Raw genomic sequence first — 17,581 nt, 5'->3', positions numbered from 1 at the left:
CAATGTTTCGTAATTAATTAGCGAAACATTGGTGTATACGGACCTACCTCGTCACTCTCTCCACTCGATTCTTGTCTGCGGACAGAACGAATCATTCCATATTTATAAAAAATAGAAAATAGCGGTACATTTCTTGTACCCTCTTCACACGTATCTACTAGTTTAAAAGCTCTCTGTCTACCGCTCGATGCTTGCTGACGCACAAAGCGAGAAACGTTAGCAAGAAAAAAGACTTCTAATACACAAAGCGCTGTCGTTACAAACGATATATATAGAATTGCATCCTGCAATAAAAATTCCATCGCTTCACATCCTTAATAAAATCATTTTAGCATATTCAGCAAACATTCTCTATTTCCTTTTGTTCTCAAAAGTTTTTTTGCATATTTTCTCAAAAAATTATGCTAGAAAACCAATGTATTCGCTTTCTTTAGTATATTCACACGTATCTTTGAATAGGTTTGATTTGTTAGAAATTTATAAAATTTTTGCATTATAATAAAACTATTGCCAGTTTTTGAAAAAAGCTTTATTCTCTTCTTGTAATCAAAAATGAATATGGAGATGAAACATACTATGGGTCAACTAGGAGACGCCGATTACGTTCCCGACACCGCCTTTTTATCCTTCCCAGCAGCTAAAACATTTCATTTAGAATTCATCATACAGTTAGTTGTTATTTTTATAGCTTCTATTTTGTATGCAATTTCTATGAATATGTTTTTTATCCCGCATAATATGATTAGCGGTGGGTTCGCTGGTGTAGGGATGATTATCGGTTATTTAATGCACTACAATATCGGAGCACTTATCTTTTTACTAAACATTCCGCTTCTTATTTTAAGTCACTTTTACTTAGGAAAGAAGACAACCTTTTTAACGGCATACTTTGTAGCTGTATCATCTTTAGCGATGAACATTATCCCAGTACACCAAGTTTCAGACGATATTTTGCTGTCTTCTGTATTCGGTGGTGTCATCTGCGGTGCTGCCTCAGGAATCATATTCCGATTTGCTTCTTCAACAGGTGGTTTTGATGTTGTTGGATTGATTGTAGCGAAACATCGCGATGTTTCAATTGGAGCAATCATCTTTGGATTCAACTTAATCTTACTTGTTGCAGCAGGATTTATTTTCGGATGGGATATTACGCTTTATACGTTAATTAGTCGGTTTGTAGTCAGCAAAGTAATTGATGCCGTGCATACAAAACATATTAAATTAACGATAATGACAATTACAGAAAAAGGTGAGGAAATAAAAAGCTCACTATTACATCACGGCATACGTGGCGTAACAATGGTAGATGCTGTCGGCGGCTATACAAACCATAAGAAAAAAATGATTTACACTGTCGTAACTCGCTACGAGTTGGGCGAAATGAAACGTATTATCCGCCAAGTGGATAATAAAGCATTTATGAACATTACTGAAACAGTTGAAATTGTCGGCCGTTTCAAACGTATATAAAAAAACGCAAGGAACTACAATTCCTTGCGTTTTTTATTTTTTACACTTATTACAAAATCAGATAATTCTATTATTGTATCACTAAATATGTTATAATAAAACTAGACTTACAAAAAAGAGTATATAGACTTGGAAGTTTCTCTTATTTTTATAAGCAAAAAGAAACGAGCAGTCGGGTATATTTCAGACACCATACACGTAACGGTTTAAAAAAACCGATCATCTTAGTTATTCTTCACTGATCTTTTTATAAAAGATACGTACAACTAAAATTCACTTCAATATACTATACCTACCTTTTTGACTTCCAAATCATCTTATTACATAAGGAGATGAACATATGAATCAATATATACGATACACACTAGCTGTCCTATTTGCCATCGTCGGCGGCGTGATCTGTTTCTGGACAAACACAGAGCTTGGAGAGAATATCATTTTTAATGGAATCGAAACCCTTGTAAGCGCTTCAATTTTAGGCGGATACATTTTCTTCCTCTTCAATCCAGAAGAAAATGCTCAAAAAACAATGTTATTAACAATGATCGGAATCGTTGGCGGATGTATTTCCTACTCAATGACAAACTATACATTACCACTTCAATTAAGCTCAGCTTTCTTCCACGGTCTATGGACTTGGTTTATCGCATTCTGCCTAGCAGACGTATTCAACCTATTACAAGACCACGAAGAAGAAAATGGTCAACAAATTGAAAGTAACTCTTAAGCTGGAAGATACTCTTCCAGCTTTTTTGTTTCCTGTTCTTTCCTGTTCATACCCCATCACCAAAATAAAAAGAAGTTACCTCCACGGCAACTTCTTTCCCATATACCCCACTTAGTATTCAATTAAATATATCAACGATTTTTAAAATATATCGATCGTTTCTCCACTTATATCAGCGATTTTTTCATTATATCGACGGTTCGACACTCAAAACGCACAACATGCCTATCCCCCAAGTAACTTACTGCCGAACTCAACGATTAAAAAGATAATTAATAGGATCGCGAGTATCTTTAATGCTACATACGCCACTTTAAAAACAGCATAAATGAGCAAGACTATCAAAATAATCGATAAAATTTCCATATGTATCTCCTCCTATCTCTTTTATTCTACCTGTACTTCGTTTTTTATGAAATCGAATAAGATGACATATAAAAAAGAGGATACCTCACCCATCGTAAGATACCCTCGCCTGTAGCTGCTCAAACCATTCTCTCTCTACTTGTAAATATCCCATTCCACTCTTCTCAGCACTCTCCAATTCTTTATCAGCTTTCTTCATATAAATGCGGGAAGCTTCCATATCGTCCTCTAAATATTTAATAATTCCTTGTGTACGGTAATATCCGTTTAAATCCATTTTGGTAATGGCCTTTGCATGTTCCTTTGCTTCTTGCAGAGAAAGGCTATCCATCTGATAAAGAGCTTTATATAAAAGATACCAACTATGAAAACTACCAACGAAAAATTTATTTTCCTTCGTTACAGATAGCTGAACAATTTGTTCTATATACGGTATCGCTCTTTCCATTCCCTCTTGATCAGCTCGGGCATAAAATACGAGCATAAGTCCGCTCATTATTTCTCTTATACTTTTATCCTCTTTTATTTTTTCTTCACTAATTTCTACTAATCTCTCATCCCAATCTTTCGGCCGTTTGTAGCTTAATAATTCACCCGATACTTGAATATTATATAAATGCCCTCTAGCCCTTTCATCATCTTTAATTAAAATGAGAAATTGCATGCCATCGCTCAGGAATGTTCCTTTTATCGGCACTATTGTAACGGCAAAAATCGTAAAGTGTAAAACGGAAAAATATAAAAGATATTGATAATAACTAACCATGTATATGTAACCTGAAGTAATACCGAATAGTACACTTGTAATCGGTCCACCTAAAGTCATCCACGCCCATTTTTTTGAAAGGTTCGGTGTCTCTATAGAAGGCGGCACTAGCATCGCCACGCCTCCAAAGTACCCCCATAATTTATTTTCTCGAATTCGTATTTTTCCTTTCTCATTTTGCACAGTAATAGGTCCTACTGCCATAAATTTAAACTTTAAACCACCTATTAAACCGAATATTACGTGTCCTAACTCATGAATGGCTATCACTAACAATGAAACTCCAACTATTGCCCATAGGTTCAAAATTACTTCTAATTTCCCAGTTCGGATTACTCCGTATAAAATGGACAAAACTAGCGCCGCCGTCATGGAACCAGCTGGCCTTCTTAAAATATCCACCTTTTTCTCCCCTTAATAAATCATTTTTCTCTGCATTTCGTACATGAATTTTCCGAGATGCAATATCCAAATAAATGAGATTAAGCCAATTAATACAAAATCGATATCACTAGCCGCTGTATATATAACGGCAGCCCACCATACATATGCCAATATTGTATTCGTAAATTCATATGCTTTATATCCAGCCTCATGCACAATGTGCTTTAATCCTTCATCTGCGTTTTTCGTCCACATTTTCATAGATTCCATATATGTTACACCTTGTTCAGGATATAGCTTATTATAACGATTTTTTGTTATGAGCCCGATAACCACTACAATAGTTAAACAGACAATAGAAGCTACTAAATTCCACACTGCAAATGACACATTCGTATCCTGCAACAGTGCACGTCTACATGTAATAACTGCATATACAAACCATGCCTGCGTAACTATATCACCTACACGTAAATATATACTTATAATGCCTAATTTTCTGCCTTGTACGCTCTCTTCTTCATCGCGTGCCTCCGCTAACATACGTGTATTCTTCCAAGTGTAGTACATCATTAAGATTCCAAAAATAGTACATACACCTATAAATGTATTAGATGATAATTTTCTCGGTTCATTCGAGAGTAAATTTAAAGCTATATAAGATGTTAAAAAGCCACCCATCATACTTAATGCTATTTTCCCCACAAAATCAAATTGTTTTTTTCGTTTACTCTTCATCTTCATCGTCCTCTTCCCCCTCCACCAACATAAATATCTCCTCCACCGGCGCTCCAAAAATTTGTGCGATTTTTAGCGATAACACAATAGATGGTGCATAATCCCCGCGCTCAATTAAACTAATGGTTTGCCGTGATGAGCCAATCGCTTTCCCTAAATCCCCTTGTGATAAACGATGCTTTGCTCGAAATTCCCTCACTCGATTTTGAAGCTTCATGTCTTCCCTCTTTTTCATTTATTTAATTAAAATTGTAAATAATATCCTTTATTTTGTCAATTATTATTGTCATTTTGACTTATATACATGTCAAAAATAAATCTATATTCTCCTAGATATATAACTTAGATAATAAATTTTAATAATCACATACGGAAAAAAATAGGAACGTATTATATACCAGCCACCGGTTACGGTATCGATGGAAAAATAAAAGCAAACTGGAAAATACAATAAAGAAGGCAGTGCTTTTGCACTGCCTCCCTAAAATCTGACATAGAATGGATTCCATATTAACTTGCGTTTTGTAAAAATACTCGTTTTAGTTGTTTGCGGAAACGAACGCTTAACGTAATTGCTACAATGACAATCGCTCCGAAAATGATTTTGCCGATATTATCTCCCAGTAATCCGAAAATATCATGTAAGTTACCACCTAGCCAGTAGCCACCGATTAAGAAGAATGATACCCAGAATAAAGCACCTGAATAAATTGTAATCGCAAAGCGGCGAAACGGTAAGTTAATGATACCTGCAAAGTATCCTGTAAAATGACGTACACCAGGAATGAAGAAGCCAATAAAGATAAGGAAATATCCATATTTATCGAACCACATTCTCGTTAAATCAATTTTTCTTTGTGTTAAAAATACGTACTTCCCGTATTTTTGAACAAAAGGCATACCAAGCTTATTACCTAAAAAGTATTGAATCGTCATTCCTACACTTGTCCCAATAAAGGATAGGATAATTAAAATAGGTAAACTTAGATCACCCTTCTGTGCTAAAAACCCCGCATATGCTAATGTTGGCTCTCCCGGAAACGGAAGTGCAATATATTCTAACAGCAGGCCTACAAGTACTACATAATACCCGTATTGCTGAAATAATTCATGAACCCATTCCATGTCATCTCCCCTTTCATTCACGTGCAACTTGTTACTATTATTGTATAAAAAAATTGTCGAAATAACTATCACAATAGCTTACATTTTTATTACATTTTTGTAAGGCTCATTCTAAAGTTTTTTGTTCTCTATTTACTTATATCTATTAGCATTTAAAAACAAGCTAACAACTATATATCACGCGAAGGAAATCCATTAATATACATTTTTCATCCAGTTTTTAACACTCGAAAACCACCTTATTTTGTTCTCTATAAAAAACCACCACAAACTCATATGAACTTCATATTAGCTTCATATACGTATTGTAAGATTATATCGGAATTTGTTGAAAAATTTAGCTAATATATGACTAAACATTAAACTGAATAAATATAAGTCGCTTTTCGAAATTGAAAAAAGGGTGAATAAGAAATGGAAGCTTATAAAATGCACGATTTTATTAATACGAATGTTGAATCTCATCAAAATGAAACCGTTTTTAATTTACAAATATGTGAAACAAATGAATTTGACGTAAGTTTAACAAAATCTACAACGCTGTCTTTTATCGTTTCAAAAAAGAACATTAAGATCGTCACGAGAAAATGGGTTAATTCAAATCAAGAAAGCATGATTGGCAAAAGCTACATCATTCCAACGAAAGCTTTTCACTATTTCTTACCGATTATTTCTGAAACTGAAGATGAACTAAATATTCGAGTTCAAAGTTTTGGACTACATGGTGAGCTTTTATTAAATGAAAGATTACTTATCGATAAAAACAACAAATGTAATACAAAGATTACTACCTTCTTTGAAACATTAGATGAAAATGTCAATCAAGCATTACGAGGATTACAAATTCATTGTATGTAAGACTACTACAATAAGTAAAAGGAGAATATAATGAAAAAACTATTATTAAGTGCGCTATTATCATTAGGATTTTTAACTCTTCCATTCACTACTGCAGAAGCAGCTACGACGAAAGATCAGCTTATCGTAAACACAAAAATAAATAAAATGGATTATTATCAAGATGGAAAATTCATAAAAAGTTTCACTGTCGCTACTGGAAAAGCAGCAACACCAACACCTAAGGGTACTTTTCAAATCGTAAATAAAATTAAAAACCGTCCTTACTATACAGGAAAAATTAAAGGCGGCGATCCACGTAATCCACTTGGGGACCGCTGGCTCGGATTAAATATGGCAGGAACTTACGGAACAACGTATGCGATTCATGGAACTAACAATAATCAAGCAATCGGGAAAGCAACAACACTTGGTTGTATTCGTATGTTTAACAATGATATTCACTGGTTATTTGAGCGCGTTCAGCAGCAGGCTACTGTCACTGTAAATTAGCCTAAGAACAAGATTTATGTGTAGCCAAGAATTTTATGTCTTGGCTTATTTTATTTATTCATTTACAGTAGCAAAATAACTGTATTTACATATATAATAAAAATAGATTGCATTCAACATCATCGTAACATTGATAAACATGGATATTAAAATTATACAGTTATAATATTTTATAAATTTTACAATACATACTATAATAGAACTACTGTAATTCTGAACTATTCAGTGACACTAAACAATCCCCCTTGCTACTTTCATTACTATTTTATAGCGGGGGCTTATTATATGTATAAACAATCTGAGTCATCCAAAAAATGATGAATTCGAATATTGCAGTAAAAAGCGTTATTTAGGAGGTGTTACTATGACGCATATACTGGTGATTGAAGACAACCCAGATATACAAGAACTTATTCGTGAATTTCTAATGGCACAAAACTTTACTGTTGATGTAGTTGGTGCTGGAACAGAAGGCATTCTTCTTTTCCAAAAAAATTCATACGATCTTGTCCTCCTCGATGTAATGTTACCAGATATAGATGGCTATAGTATTTGTAAAATTATGCGAGGACAATCTGATGTACCAATCATTATGTTAACAGGCTTACATAATGAAGAAAGTGAAATTAAAGGATTTGAGTTAGGTATTGATGACTATATTACAAAACCGTTCCATTACACCGTATTTATAAAACGTGTAGAAGCTGTATTAAGAAGGGCAGCAACAAAGGAAGCAGAAGCTGCAACTATACTACAATTCCATGAATTGATGTTAAATTCTACAGCATATGCCGCTTATGTTCATGGTAATCAAATTGAATTGACTACAAAAGAATTTGAAATTATATATACTTTACTGCAAAATCGGGGAAAAGTACTATCAAGAAGTGATTTGTTGAATAAGGTATGGGGCTATGAACATTATGGTGATGTGAGGGTTATAGATACACATATTAAAAACTTACGAAAAAAATTAGAAATTCCTTATATTAAAACGGTGAAAGGCATTGGCTACAAAATCGAATCGTAGCAAAGACAACATCACCAAAAATATATTCATCAAAACCTTATTATTTTGTATTCTGTTATCACTTTGTCTTTATCAAATTATTTATTTTCTAGCCTCAAATTACGATAAAGATCGTTTGAAAGCTTCTGGAACGCAAACTGCGGAACAAGCGGAATCAGACAAACAAAACGACCAAAGTAAAACAAAGCAAAATAAAGCTGTGTCAGAGAGTAGCATCTCTAATTTTCAATCTTCTCAAATAGAGATGAAAACACTCTCTACAGCCATCAATCATCTTTTGCAGCCTAGCCAAACTGCAAAAGCAAAAGAACATGCACAAAATATTCCGGGGAAAAGTAACACAACGTCTTCACTTACAGAAGCGGAAAAGCAAGTTACTAACAATGATGCCTTACATACACAAAATGCAGCAAGTAAAGCAAATGATACACATGATAATCCAAAGTTAACAGATGTGTTGCAGCAGTTAGCTCCACATATTGGGGCGACAATGCTTGCATTATCTCTGCTTGGATCTTTAATCTACGCAAAAATAATCGCCAAACCTTTCCGATATATGAGCGATGCTTTAAAAGATATTATGAATCTTGATTTCTCAGATAAAAAGCTACTTAACAAAAATACAGATCAAACAGATTTTAATTTGCAAGTAGCTGCCTCACAAGTACCTACTATCGTGAAAAATTTACATGAAAGCAATCAAGATTTAAGAAATGAACTCAAGAAGGAACAACAGTTAGAACAATCTCGTAAAGAATTTATGTCTATGATATCCCATGAATTAAAAACACCAATCGCAGCCGTTATGGGACAACTCGATGGCATGATTCACGGAATTGGCGCTTATAAAGATAGAGATAAATATTTAAAACGTTCATATGAGATGATGCAAGATATTAACATATTAACGGAAAAAGTGTCAGAATTATCCAAAATACAAAACCCTCAATTTAAACCAAATTTAAAAGTTATCTCATTAACTAATATTATTGAGGACGTTATAAAGAAAGTAGATTATTTTGTATCTGTAAAACAATTAAATGTTCAATCTAACATTAAACAAGATGCACAAATTTTAGCTGATCCTAAATTTATGCAAACTGCTATTTTTAACATTATTTCAAATGCAATTCATTATACAATTGACCATCAGCATGTATATATAAAACTTTATGAAAAGCCAAACGGTTACGCATTAGAAGTATTAAATACAGGTTCTCAAATTGATGAAGATAAACTTGCCCATTTATTTGAACCATTCTATCGCGCAAATCCTGACAAACATGGCTTAGTACAAGGTAGTGGTCTTGGGTTATATATTGTAAAACAAATATTAGATAAACATCAGTTTCCTTATGGAATACAAAACACACCTCAAGGTGTAAAATGCTCCATTGTATTCCCAAAAGCAATGTAAAGCCTACTCTAATTTCATACCCCAAATTCATACTTCGTATGAATGGCGGAATTTTGTAGAGTATCTTACTCTGTTTCGTTCGCCCGTTATCCTTATTTGGATAGCGGGCGTTTTTTATTATTTAAAAGGAGGATTTTTATGGAGAAGTTTAAGTATTCATTACTAGTTTTATTCGGCGCTTGTAGCTACGGCGTACTTTCAACTATTTTTAAACTCGGATTCATCGACGGATTTTCCGCACACCAACTACTAGGAGGGCAATATGTCTTCGGATGGATTGGACTACTTTTACTCGTTCTTTTCTTTTCACGTCATAAAGTATCAAAAAAACAATTCTTTTCGTTACTAACAGTCGGCACAACTATGAGTATGACAGGTATTTTCTATGCTATTTCCGTAGAAGAATTGCCAGCCTCTATCGCTGTCGTTTTACTCTTTCAGTTCACTTGGATTGGTGTAGTCATCGAAGCGATTGCCAACCGGACATTCCCAAGCCGTGAGAAAGTTATATCTATTATTATTTTATTTACTGGTACATTGTTTGCTGGTGGAGTATTTGAAGGTCTTGGACAAAACTTTTCTACGAAAGGTATTATTTTCGGACTATTAGCTGCCGTCTCTTTCTCATTCTATGTATTTGTAAGCGGGCGCGTTGCTACAGATGTTCCGCCTTATACGAAAAGCTTTCTTATGACAACGAGTGCTACTCTTATTGTATGCTTATTTTTCCCCCCTACCTTTTTAACGGACGGCGCTTTACAAGCAGGCCTATGGAAATATGCTTTCTTCCTTGGACTGTTCGGGGTTATTATACCTGTCATTTGTTTTTCAATTGGGGTACCAAAAGTCGGAACGGGACTTGGTACAATATTAGGTGCAGCTGAATTACCAACAGCAATTATCGCTTCTATTACACTTGTTCATGAAGTTGTATCGCCAATGCAGTGGATTGGGATTGTGGTTATATTACTCGGTATTTTCACACCACAACTACTTACTGCTAGGAAAGAAAAAAAACATAATCGTGTTCATAGTGCGTGACAACATCAACTTGTATATAAATGTGAATAAAGTTACGATATGTTAAACTCTATTACTACCTTCAAAATAACATATGATATTGCGGCTATTATTCTCGTAATCCTTGCTGTGCTTTTCTTTTTGAAAGATAAGAAAGAGGGTTATACAGCATAACAAAAGACCTTTCATTTATTTGAAAGGTCTTTTCCTTATATTTCACTTTACCGCTCCATATAACTTCTCTACCTCATGTTCAATTTGTTTTACATCGATTCGCTCAAATAATGGCTGCACATTATCAATTCGGTTTGGCAACGTATTTTGAGGTTCCCAATTTACTTTAACACTCGATAATGTATTTCTAACTCTTTCACTTGAAAACGGTAAAAATGGTTCAAGCAGTTGTGCAAAGTTTGCTATTAGGTAAACACAATTATAAATTGTTTCCTCACATGAAACTGGGTCGTCTTCTCTTTGTTTCCAAGGCTGCTTTTCATCAAAGTATTTATTTGCAAAGCGTACTGCATCAAATATTGTTTCTAGTGCCACCTTAAATTTAGCTTGTTCAATCGCCTCTCCTACACTTTTATATAATCCTTCTACTTTATCTTTCAGCTCTACATCAATACTTCCCTTCGGTACAGTACCACCATAATATTTTTCAATAAACTTTAATGTCCGGTTCACAAAGTTCCCGTATGCACCTAACAATTCACTATTATGACTGTAAATGAATTCACGCCATGAAAAATCAGTATCACGATTTTCTGGTGCGTTAACTGTTAAAAAGTAACGAATAGAATCGGGATTGTAGCGTTCCAATATATCAGGTACCCATACTGCCCAGTTTTTACTTGTCGATAATTTTCTTTTTTCTACTGTTAAATACTCATTCGAAACGATATGACGCGGGATCGCTTCTTCTCCTATTCCAAGTAATACCGCTGGCCAAATGATTGAATGAAACGGAATATTATCCTTACCATGTACATAATATGTTTTCGCTTCTTTATCCCAAAACTCTTGATCATCTTTCCCTGTTTCTTCAGCCCAATTTTTACTCGCCGAATAATATCCTGTCACTGCTTCAATCCATACGTAAATTTTCTTATCTTCATATCCTGCCACCGGAATTGGTACCCCAATTGGTAAATCACGTGACACTGCCCTATCTTGTAATCCTTCCTTTAAATATCTCTCTGTTAATTGAATTGCATTGTCGCGCCATGTTCCTTTCTGCTTTGCAATTTCTACGGCCTCTTTAATTTGCTGCTGAAATTTATGCAATGCAAAATAGAAATGCTCTGTTTCCTGTACTGATGGCGTACTACCACATAACTTACATTTCTTTTCTAACAAATCGAGTGGATCTAAAATAGCGGAACAATCATCGCATTGATCGCCCCTTGCTGCTTCATGACAATGCGGACAAATACCTTCTACATATCGATCCGGTAAAAATTGCGTACACGTTTCGCAATAAGCTTGTTCAACTACTTTTTTATAAATATAACCTTCTTCTAATAGTCGCAAAAAGACTTTTTGAACAGTTTCATGATGATGCTCACTATCTGTACGTGTATAGCAATCATAAGTAAAACCAAGGCTACGAAAACATCGCTCAAACTCTTCGTGATACTTATCAGCAATTTCTTTCACCGTCACACCTTCTTGCTTTGCTCTAATTGCAATCGGTGTTCCATTACAATCACTTCCTGAAACATACAACACATGCTCACCTTTTGCCCTGTAATAACGTGCTAAAATATCTCCTGGTAACAAACTAGCAATGTGTCCAAGGTGTAACGAACCATTTGCATATGGCCAAGCGCCTCCAATAAAAATACTCATCTTATATTCCTCCTTTAAAATATAAAAAGCCCCGCCCTTATCTTAAAAAAGATAAGGGCGGGGCTGTATAAACAGTCGCGGTACCACCTTATTTCGTCAGTCATTCGCATAACTAACCTTAACAAGTACGGAGCTATATGCTCTTATACTGTGGTTTTGATAACGAGTACCAACTCTCGTCGCCGCCTACTATTATCATTTGATAAGTTCAGGACGAAGCTCAAAGGCCATTGTTCAAACGAATATTCTTGCTTCTTCTCAGCTACCGAAGCTCTCTGGAAAGAATGGTTCCATTCTACTTTTCCTTTTCAACGCTTTTATGTATAAAATGTATTTTACGACTTAACAACAGAAAAATCAAACTTTTATTCAAAAAAACAGGAAATTCTACTCACCCACCGAATAACTATACGTTCACAAAAGGAGTGATAAGATTGAATCAAAAGCAACTAAGTACTATTAATGAAAAAAGTTGGAACGCTGCTGCTTATGAAGCTTGGACAAATCGTCACGGGGCGCCAGAGGATTATGCGAAAAAGCTCATGGAAGATCCCGTGCGCGAGGTAGATCATTATTTACCTTACATACAATCTCCAAAAGGAAAGCGTATTATTAATTTACTCGGATCAAAAGGAAATAAAGCAGTTGCTCTTGCTCTTTTAGGAGCCGATGTAACAGTTGTAGACATTTCAGCAAGTAATGAAAAATACGCAACCGAACTAGCCGAAGCTGCTGGTGTCTCTATTCAATATATCATTTCCGATGTACTAGATTTAAATCTACCCCAATCATTTGATATCGTGTTACTGGAACTTGGCGTGCTCCATTACTTTTTAGACTTAAAGCCACTCTTTCATATAGTCTCTCACTTACTAAAACAAGATGGGACCTTTATACTACGTGACTATCATCCCGTTTATACAAAATTATTAGGAGTAGATCATCCATCATTTCGAGCAAATGGAAATTATTTCGACGAGGAACTTATTGAAGATGACGTAGCTTATAGTACTCTCCTTACGGGATCACAGAAATACGCTTTACCGAAAACAAAAATTAGGCGCTGGACACTAGGAGAAATCATTACATCAATGGCAGAAACAAATTTCAAGGTTGAAAAATTGATTGAAGAACACGGATCTCATCAAAAGTGGGTTTTCCCTTCTACTGCACCAGAGGGCATTGAAGAGCGTATACCCGGTCTATATACATTAATTGCGACAACATGCAAAAAAGGATCCCTTCACGGATAGGATCCTTTTTTTGCATGCTTACGCATATAAGTTGAGGTTGGAGATTACCATAATTCTGTAGAATAGGACACAAGATATTTCAACATTCGTCTCTGACTTACGTCGTCAAAAAGGGGTATGACCAACATAACGAAGAGTAATGTTTAGTTGATAGTGATAATCGTTATCAACTAATTAGAAGTATACAGGATGTTATTTCAAATTACAATACCATTTCTGATTTTTATTTATGAATTTTTTGATATACAAATGTATACATTTTAAGAACATTTACTCACATTAATCTGCCATATTCCATTATCTGCTATAATTTTCATTGAACAGATTAATAACTTCTTAATCATGTTTTTATTAATTTCGTTCTTGATATTTATAAATTACAATAAATAGTTTTTTAAAAAAGGTAGGGGTAACAATGAAATATGTTAGCATTCGAAAAAAACTACTGTTCACACTCTTAAGCATTTCTTCCTTATTTAGCATTGCTCTTATTGTTATTCTTTCATTCGCTATGAATCAAGCAAGTGAAATCGAAACATTAAAGAATGATGTATCGAAAAGAGCAACGATTTTAAAAGAACGTGGCGATTGGTTCCAAGCGCAGGTCGCTGGTTTACAAGAATATTTACTATCACATGACCAAAAAGGATTGGATAAATTCAACCGGGAAGGAAAAAAACTAGCTGATACTAGGGAGAAAGTAACAAGTGATAAAAAACTCTCAGAAGGAATGAAAGAGGCCATTTTAATGGGAGCAAAATGGCGCAGCGTCGTAGATAATGAAGTCCTCCCCCTTGCACGGGAAGGAAAATGGGAGGAAGCATCCAAAATTGCTCTTGCTCAAACAGATTATGTAAATGATCTTTTAAGTCGTTTTACTAAATATGCAAATGAAGAAAATGACAAACGGGACGTATTAATTGCTGACGTAGAGTCTTCTTCATCCCTTATTCAATATATTATTTTCTTCTCACTCATTACATGTACATTAACGTCTATTCTATTGGCATGGTGGTTCTCTGGTAAACTCGTTAAACCGATTCGACAAATTGATGCGAAGTTAAAAGAATTAGCTTCTCAAGATGGCGATTTAACCGCTAGATTACACGTAACGAGTAAAGATGAAATTGGTGACATCGCAAATTCCTTTAATCAAATGCTTGCTAACTTACAGCGTATAATAAAGCAAGTTCAACAAACATCAACAAGTGTAAAAGAAGCTTCTGAAAATGTGTTTATCGAAACAACTGCTTCTATGGAAAATACCGCAAAAACTAAAGAGACTATGAATGCTCTTGAGCACAATATTCGTTCACAAGTTTCTAGCATTGAAGAAAGTTCAACCGCAATGGATGATATGGCAACGAGTGTTCAGCGTATTGCACAAGCTGCCTCTTCTGCCGCTAGCCTAGCTGTTACAACTTCTGAAAAAGCAGATGATGGAAATAAAGTCATTGAAAAATCTATTACACAAATGCATACAATTAACGAAGCTGTTAACGCTACATCACAAGTGGTAGAGCGACTCATTACACATACGAATCATATTGATACTGCACTTCAATCTATTTCTAATATTGCCGAGCAGACGAATTTGCTCGCTTTAAATGCTTCTATTGAAGCGGCCCGTGCTGGTGAACATGGAAAAGGATTCGCTGTTGTTGCCGATGAAGTACGGAAACTTGCTGAACAATCTCAGCTAGCAGCAAATGACATTAACCATTTACTTCATCAAATTCAAGCGGACACAAAAATAGCAAATGACATGATGACACAAGGTCAGTCAGAAGCTTCTGAAGGAATTACAGTCATTCGTACCGCTGGATCTTCATTCTCAGAAATTGTTAATCACATTAACAATTTCTCTACACAAATACAAGAAATGTCTGCAACTGCTGAAGAAATGGCCGCAAGTTCTGAAGAAATGAATGCAGCTTTAAATAATATCGCTTCTATTTCAAATGAAGTTGCTGCCGAAACATCGAAAACATCGAAAACAGCAACTTCAGCTGGTGACCAAGTAAACAAAATGAGTGTCGTTGCTAAAAAATCATCAGAAATGAAAACAATTGTGCAAGAACTTGAAGTGCTCGTTTCTCATTTCAAAACAAATGGTTAAAATGAAAATTTCATTTATAACTTCTACGAACTCTAAATTGTTAGAAAGAGCGATTTAGAGTCTCTCTTTTTTCACGCTAAAATATCTCTTTCTATCTCCCATTCTGTCTGCTATAATTCCTAAAGGAAAGAAGAAAGCTTTATTCCAGATGGAGTAAAGCTTTCTTTCGATTTTTTACATTAATTAATTAATTCTAATACTAAGATTTTACAAGGAGGATTTTTATCATATGAATTTTATTAGCATTCGAAAAAAACTAATGTTCATGATGGGAATGATTTGCGCTTTATTCGGCATCGCCTTAGCTTTTATTTTATTCTTTACCATGGATCAGTCTCATAAAGCTGAAACATTACAAAAAGAAATTTCTCCTCTTGCAACAGAATTGAAAGAGCGCGGAGACGCTTATCAAGTACAACTTTCTGCTTTAAGAGGTTATTTACTACAACATGATCAAGTCGAATTAGACAAGTTTAATGAGATGAGTAAACGTCTTGAAGATACAAAAGAGCAACTTCTTTCTAACCCTAACACTTCTCAGTCCGTGAAAAGCACAATGGAATTAGGATCCACTTGGAGAAAGTTCATTGAAGAGAAAGTATTCACTCTTGCAAAAGAACAAAAATGGGAAGAAGCTTTACAAGTAGCTTCTACAGAGAATGGCACTGTTTATAAAGTAATCGGTGATTTCACAAATTACACTAATGAACAAGCTAAATTACGTGAACAATCTATTGAAAAAATCGATCAATCTTCACTACGAATTGAATATGTTGTCTTCTTATCACTTGTTATTTGTATTGTAACTGCAATTATTCTTGCATGGTGGTTCTCTGGTAAGCTTGTAAAACCAATTCAACAAATTGATACTAAACTAAAAGAATTGGCCTCTCAAGAAGGCGACTTAACAGCCCGTCTACAAGTAAATAGCAATGATGAAATCGGTGCTATTGCCACATCATTTAATAAAATGTTAGAAAACTTGCAGCACATCATTAATCGTGTTCAAAAAACATCTGTAGAAGTACAAACAGCTTCTGAAAATATGCTAGAAAAGACTAATACCTCACGCGAGGCAACAATAAGAGTTCAAAGCTCGATGTCCAACTTAAATTCAAGTATTCAATCGCAAACTTCTAGTATGGAAGAAAGCTCGACTGCGATGGATGATATGGCAATAAGTGTTCAGCGTATCGCTGAATCTGCTTCATCTGTAGCCGAACTTGCTGTAGCTACATCTGAACACGCTAACGACGGAAGTACTGTTATCCAAAAATCTGTTTCACAAATGACAACGATACATGAAGCTGTAAATGCTACATCAGAAGTAGTCGAACGTCTAATCACCCATACGAAATATATTGATACGGCTGTACAATCTATTTCTAATATCGCTGAGCAAACAAATCTACTTGCTTTAAATGCTTCTATTGAAGCGGCTCGCGCTGGTGAACAAGGAAAAGGATTTGCTGTCGTAGCTGATGAAGTTCGTAAACTTGCGGAACAATCAAAAACAGCGGCAAAAGATATTAACCAATTGCTTCATCAAATTCAAAATGATACGGAAACTGCTAGCTCTATGATGTCTAAAGGTCGTTCTGAAGCATTTGAAGGCATTACTGTCGTTCGTGAGGCTGGTACTTCTTTCACAACAATTGTTGAACAAGTAAATAAAGTATCAACTCAAATGCAAGACATATCAGCAACTGCTGAAGAAATGGCTGCAAGCGCTGAAGAAATGAACGCTTCACTTAATAACATCGCTTCTATTTCAAATGAAGTATCTAGTGAAACAGCCACAACGGCACAATCTGCTGAACAGAAAGTCATCGTGATGAATGAAATGACTCTCACTGCAAAACAAATGAAACAAACAGTTGAAGAATTAGATCAGCTTGTATCTCATTTTAAAACTGAATAGCTTTTCAAAAAAATATTCCTCTCTCAGGGAGGAATATTTTTTTG

Annotated in this window: 17 protein-coding genes and 1 other annotated feature; of the genes, 10 read left to right on the top strand and 7 right to left on the bottom strand. The window is 34.9% G+C overall.

What is annotated here, in order from left to right:
- Window positions 1-17: 17 nt before the first annotated feature.
- Window positions 18-302, bottom strand: a complete 285-nt coding sequence (locus tag JFU18_RS17980) for a hypothetical protein (protein WP_002015967.1) — start codon at window positions 300-302, stop codon at window positions 18-20.
- A gap of 274 nt (window positions 303-576) precedes the next feature.
- Between JFU18_RS17980 and JFU18_RS17975 the strand changes: the two genes are divergently transcribed.
- The gene (locus JFU18_RS17975) at window positions 577-1,470 is read left to right on the top strand and encodes a YitT family protein (protein ID WP_000530031.1); all 894 of its coding nucleotides are present in this window, start codon (window positions 577-579) and stop codon (window positions 1,468-1,470) included.
- A gap of 340 nt (window positions 1,471-1,810) precedes the next feature.
- On the top strand, window positions 1,811-2,197 hold the full coding sequence (locus JFU18_RS17970) for a DUF3938 domain-containing protein (RefSeq protein WP_002015968.1): 387 nt from the start codon (window positions 1,811-1,813) through the stop codon (window positions 2,195-2,197).
- Between the two features lie 225 nt (window positions 2,198-2,422).
- Here the strand turns inward: JFU18_RS17970 and JFU18_RS17965 are convergent, their stop codons facing one another.
- From JFU18_RS17965 to JFU18_RS17945, 5 genes are all read right to left on the bottom strand, one after another.
- Entirely contained in the window at window positions 2,423-2,563 is a 141-nt protein-coding gene (locus JFU18_RS17965) for a DUF3985 family protein (RefSeq protein WP_000404757.1), read from the bottom strand.
- Between the two features lie 85 nt (window positions 2,564-2,648).
- Window positions 2,649-3,701 carry a zinc metalloprotease gene (locus JFU18_RS17960; RefSeq protein WP_201032282.1) on the bottom strand — a complete coding sequence of 351 codons (1,053 nt, stop codon included), beginning with the start codon at window positions 3,699-3,701 and terminating at the stop codon, window positions 2,649-2,651.
- A 42-nt stretch (window positions 3,702-3,743) separates the two neighbouring features.
- The gene (locus JFU18_RS17955; RefSeq protein ID WP_033713416.1) at window positions 3,744-4,451 is read right to left on the bottom strand and encodes a DUF3169 family protein; all 708 of its coding nucleotides are present in this window, start codon (window positions 4,449-4,451) and stop codon (window positions 3,744-3,746) included.
- Window positions 4,441-4,686 (bottom strand): helix-turn-helix transcriptional regulator, encoded by a 246-nt coding sequence (locus JFU18_RS17950; RefSeq protein WP_002067963.1) that lies wholly within the window; start codon window positions 4,684-4,686, stop codon window positions 4,441-4,443. The genes JFU18_RS17955 and JFU18_RS17950 overlap by 11 nt, the downstream gene beginning before the upstream one ends.
- Before the next feature lie 275 nt (window positions 4,687-4,961).
- Complete coding sequence (locus JFU18_RS17945; RefSeq protein ID WP_201032042.1) at window positions 4,962-5,576, bottom strand: DedA family protein; 615 nt, start codon at window positions 5,574-5,576, stop codon at window positions 4,962-4,964.
- 414 nt (window positions 5,577-5,990) lie between these two features.
- Between JFU18_RS17945 and JFU18_RS17940 the strand changes: the two genes are divergently transcribed.
- From JFU18_RS17940 to JFU18_RS17920, 5 genes are all read left to right on the top strand, one after another.
- Window positions 5,991-6,434, top strand: coding sequence for a DUF3978 family protein (locus JFU18_RS17940; protein ID WP_002034632.1), 444 nt, complete (start codon window positions 5,991-5,993; stop codon window positions 6,432-6,434).
- A 30-nt stretch (window positions 6,435-6,464) separates the two neighbouring features.
- Window positions 6,465-6,926, top strand: coding sequence for a L,D-transpeptidase (locus JFU18_RS17935; RefSeq protein WP_002015973.1), 462 nt, complete (start codon window positions 6,465-6,467; stop codon window positions 6,924-6,926).
- A gap of 364 nt (window positions 6,927-7,290) precedes the next feature.
- The gene (locus JFU18_RS17930; protein WP_000148832.1) at window positions 7,291-7,956 is read left to right on the top strand and encodes a response regulator transcription factor; all 666 of its coding nucleotides are present in this window, start codon (window positions 7,291-7,293) and stop codon (window positions 7,954-7,956) included.
- A complete protein-coding gene (locus JFU18_RS17925) occupies window positions 7,934-9,373 on the top strand; it encodes a sensor histidine kinase (protein WP_137059841.1) in 1,440 nt (479 codons plus the stop codon). Before JFU18_RS17930 ends, JFU18_RS17925 begins: the two co-directional genes overlap by 23 nt.
- 138 nt (window positions 9,374-9,511) lie before the next feature.
- On the top strand, window positions 9,512-10,414 hold the full coding sequence (locus tag JFU18_RS17920) for an EamA family transporter (RefSeq protein WP_002015976.1): 903 nt from the start codon (window positions 9,512-9,514) through the stop codon (window positions 10,412-10,414).
- Window positions 10,415-10,609: 195 nt separating this feature from the next.
- Here JFU18_RS17920 and metG read toward each other — a convergent pair whose 3' ends face one another.
- Window positions 10,610-12,244, bottom strand: a complete 1,635-nt coding sequence (gene metG, locus JFU18_RS17915; RefSeq protein ID WP_201034471.1) for a methionine--tRNA ligase — start codon at window positions 12,242-12,244, stop codon at window positions 10,610-10,612.
- A 50-nt stretch (window positions 12,245-12,294) separates the two neighbouring features.
- Window positions 12,295-12,565: a binding site (T-box leader), on the bottom strand.
- Window positions 12,566-12,678: 113 nt separating this feature from the next.
- On the opposite strand from metG, the gene JFU18_RS17910 reads away from it, so the two are divergent.
- The 3 genes from JFU18_RS17910 (at window position 12,679) to JFU18_RS17900 (ending at window position 17,537) form a co-directional block, all read left to right on the top strand.
- Window positions 12,679-13,497 (top strand): class I SAM-dependent methyltransferase, encoded by an 819-nt coding sequence (locus JFU18_RS17910; RefSeq protein ID WP_201034472.1) that lies wholly within the window; start codon window positions 12,679-12,681, stop codon window positions 13,495-13,497.
- A 415-nt stretch (window positions 13,498-13,912) separates the two neighbouring features.
- The gene (locus tag JFU18_RS17905) at window positions 13,913-15,616 is read left to right on the top strand and encodes a methyl-accepting chemotaxis protein (RefSeq protein ID WP_201034473.1); all 1,704 of its coding nucleotides are present in this window, start codon (window positions 13,913-13,915) and stop codon (window positions 15,614-15,616) included.
- Between the two features lie 229 nt (window positions 15,617-15,845).
- Window positions 15,846-17,537: a methyl-accepting chemotaxis protein gene (locus JFU18_RS17900; protein WP_201034474.1), complete on the top strand. Its 1,692-nt coding sequence runs from the start codon at window positions 15,846-15,848 to the stop codon at window positions 17,535-17,537.
- The last annotated feature ends 44 nt before the right edge of the window (window positions 17,538-17,581 follow it).

Source organism: Bacillus sp. TH22 (assembly GCF_016651015.1).
GTDB lineage: Bacteria > Bacillota > Bacilli > Bacillales > Bacillaceae_G > Bacillus_A > Bacillus_A mycoides.
Note: the sequence above shows the minus strand (reverse complement) of the source record. Positions and strands in the feature narration are given on the sequence as shown.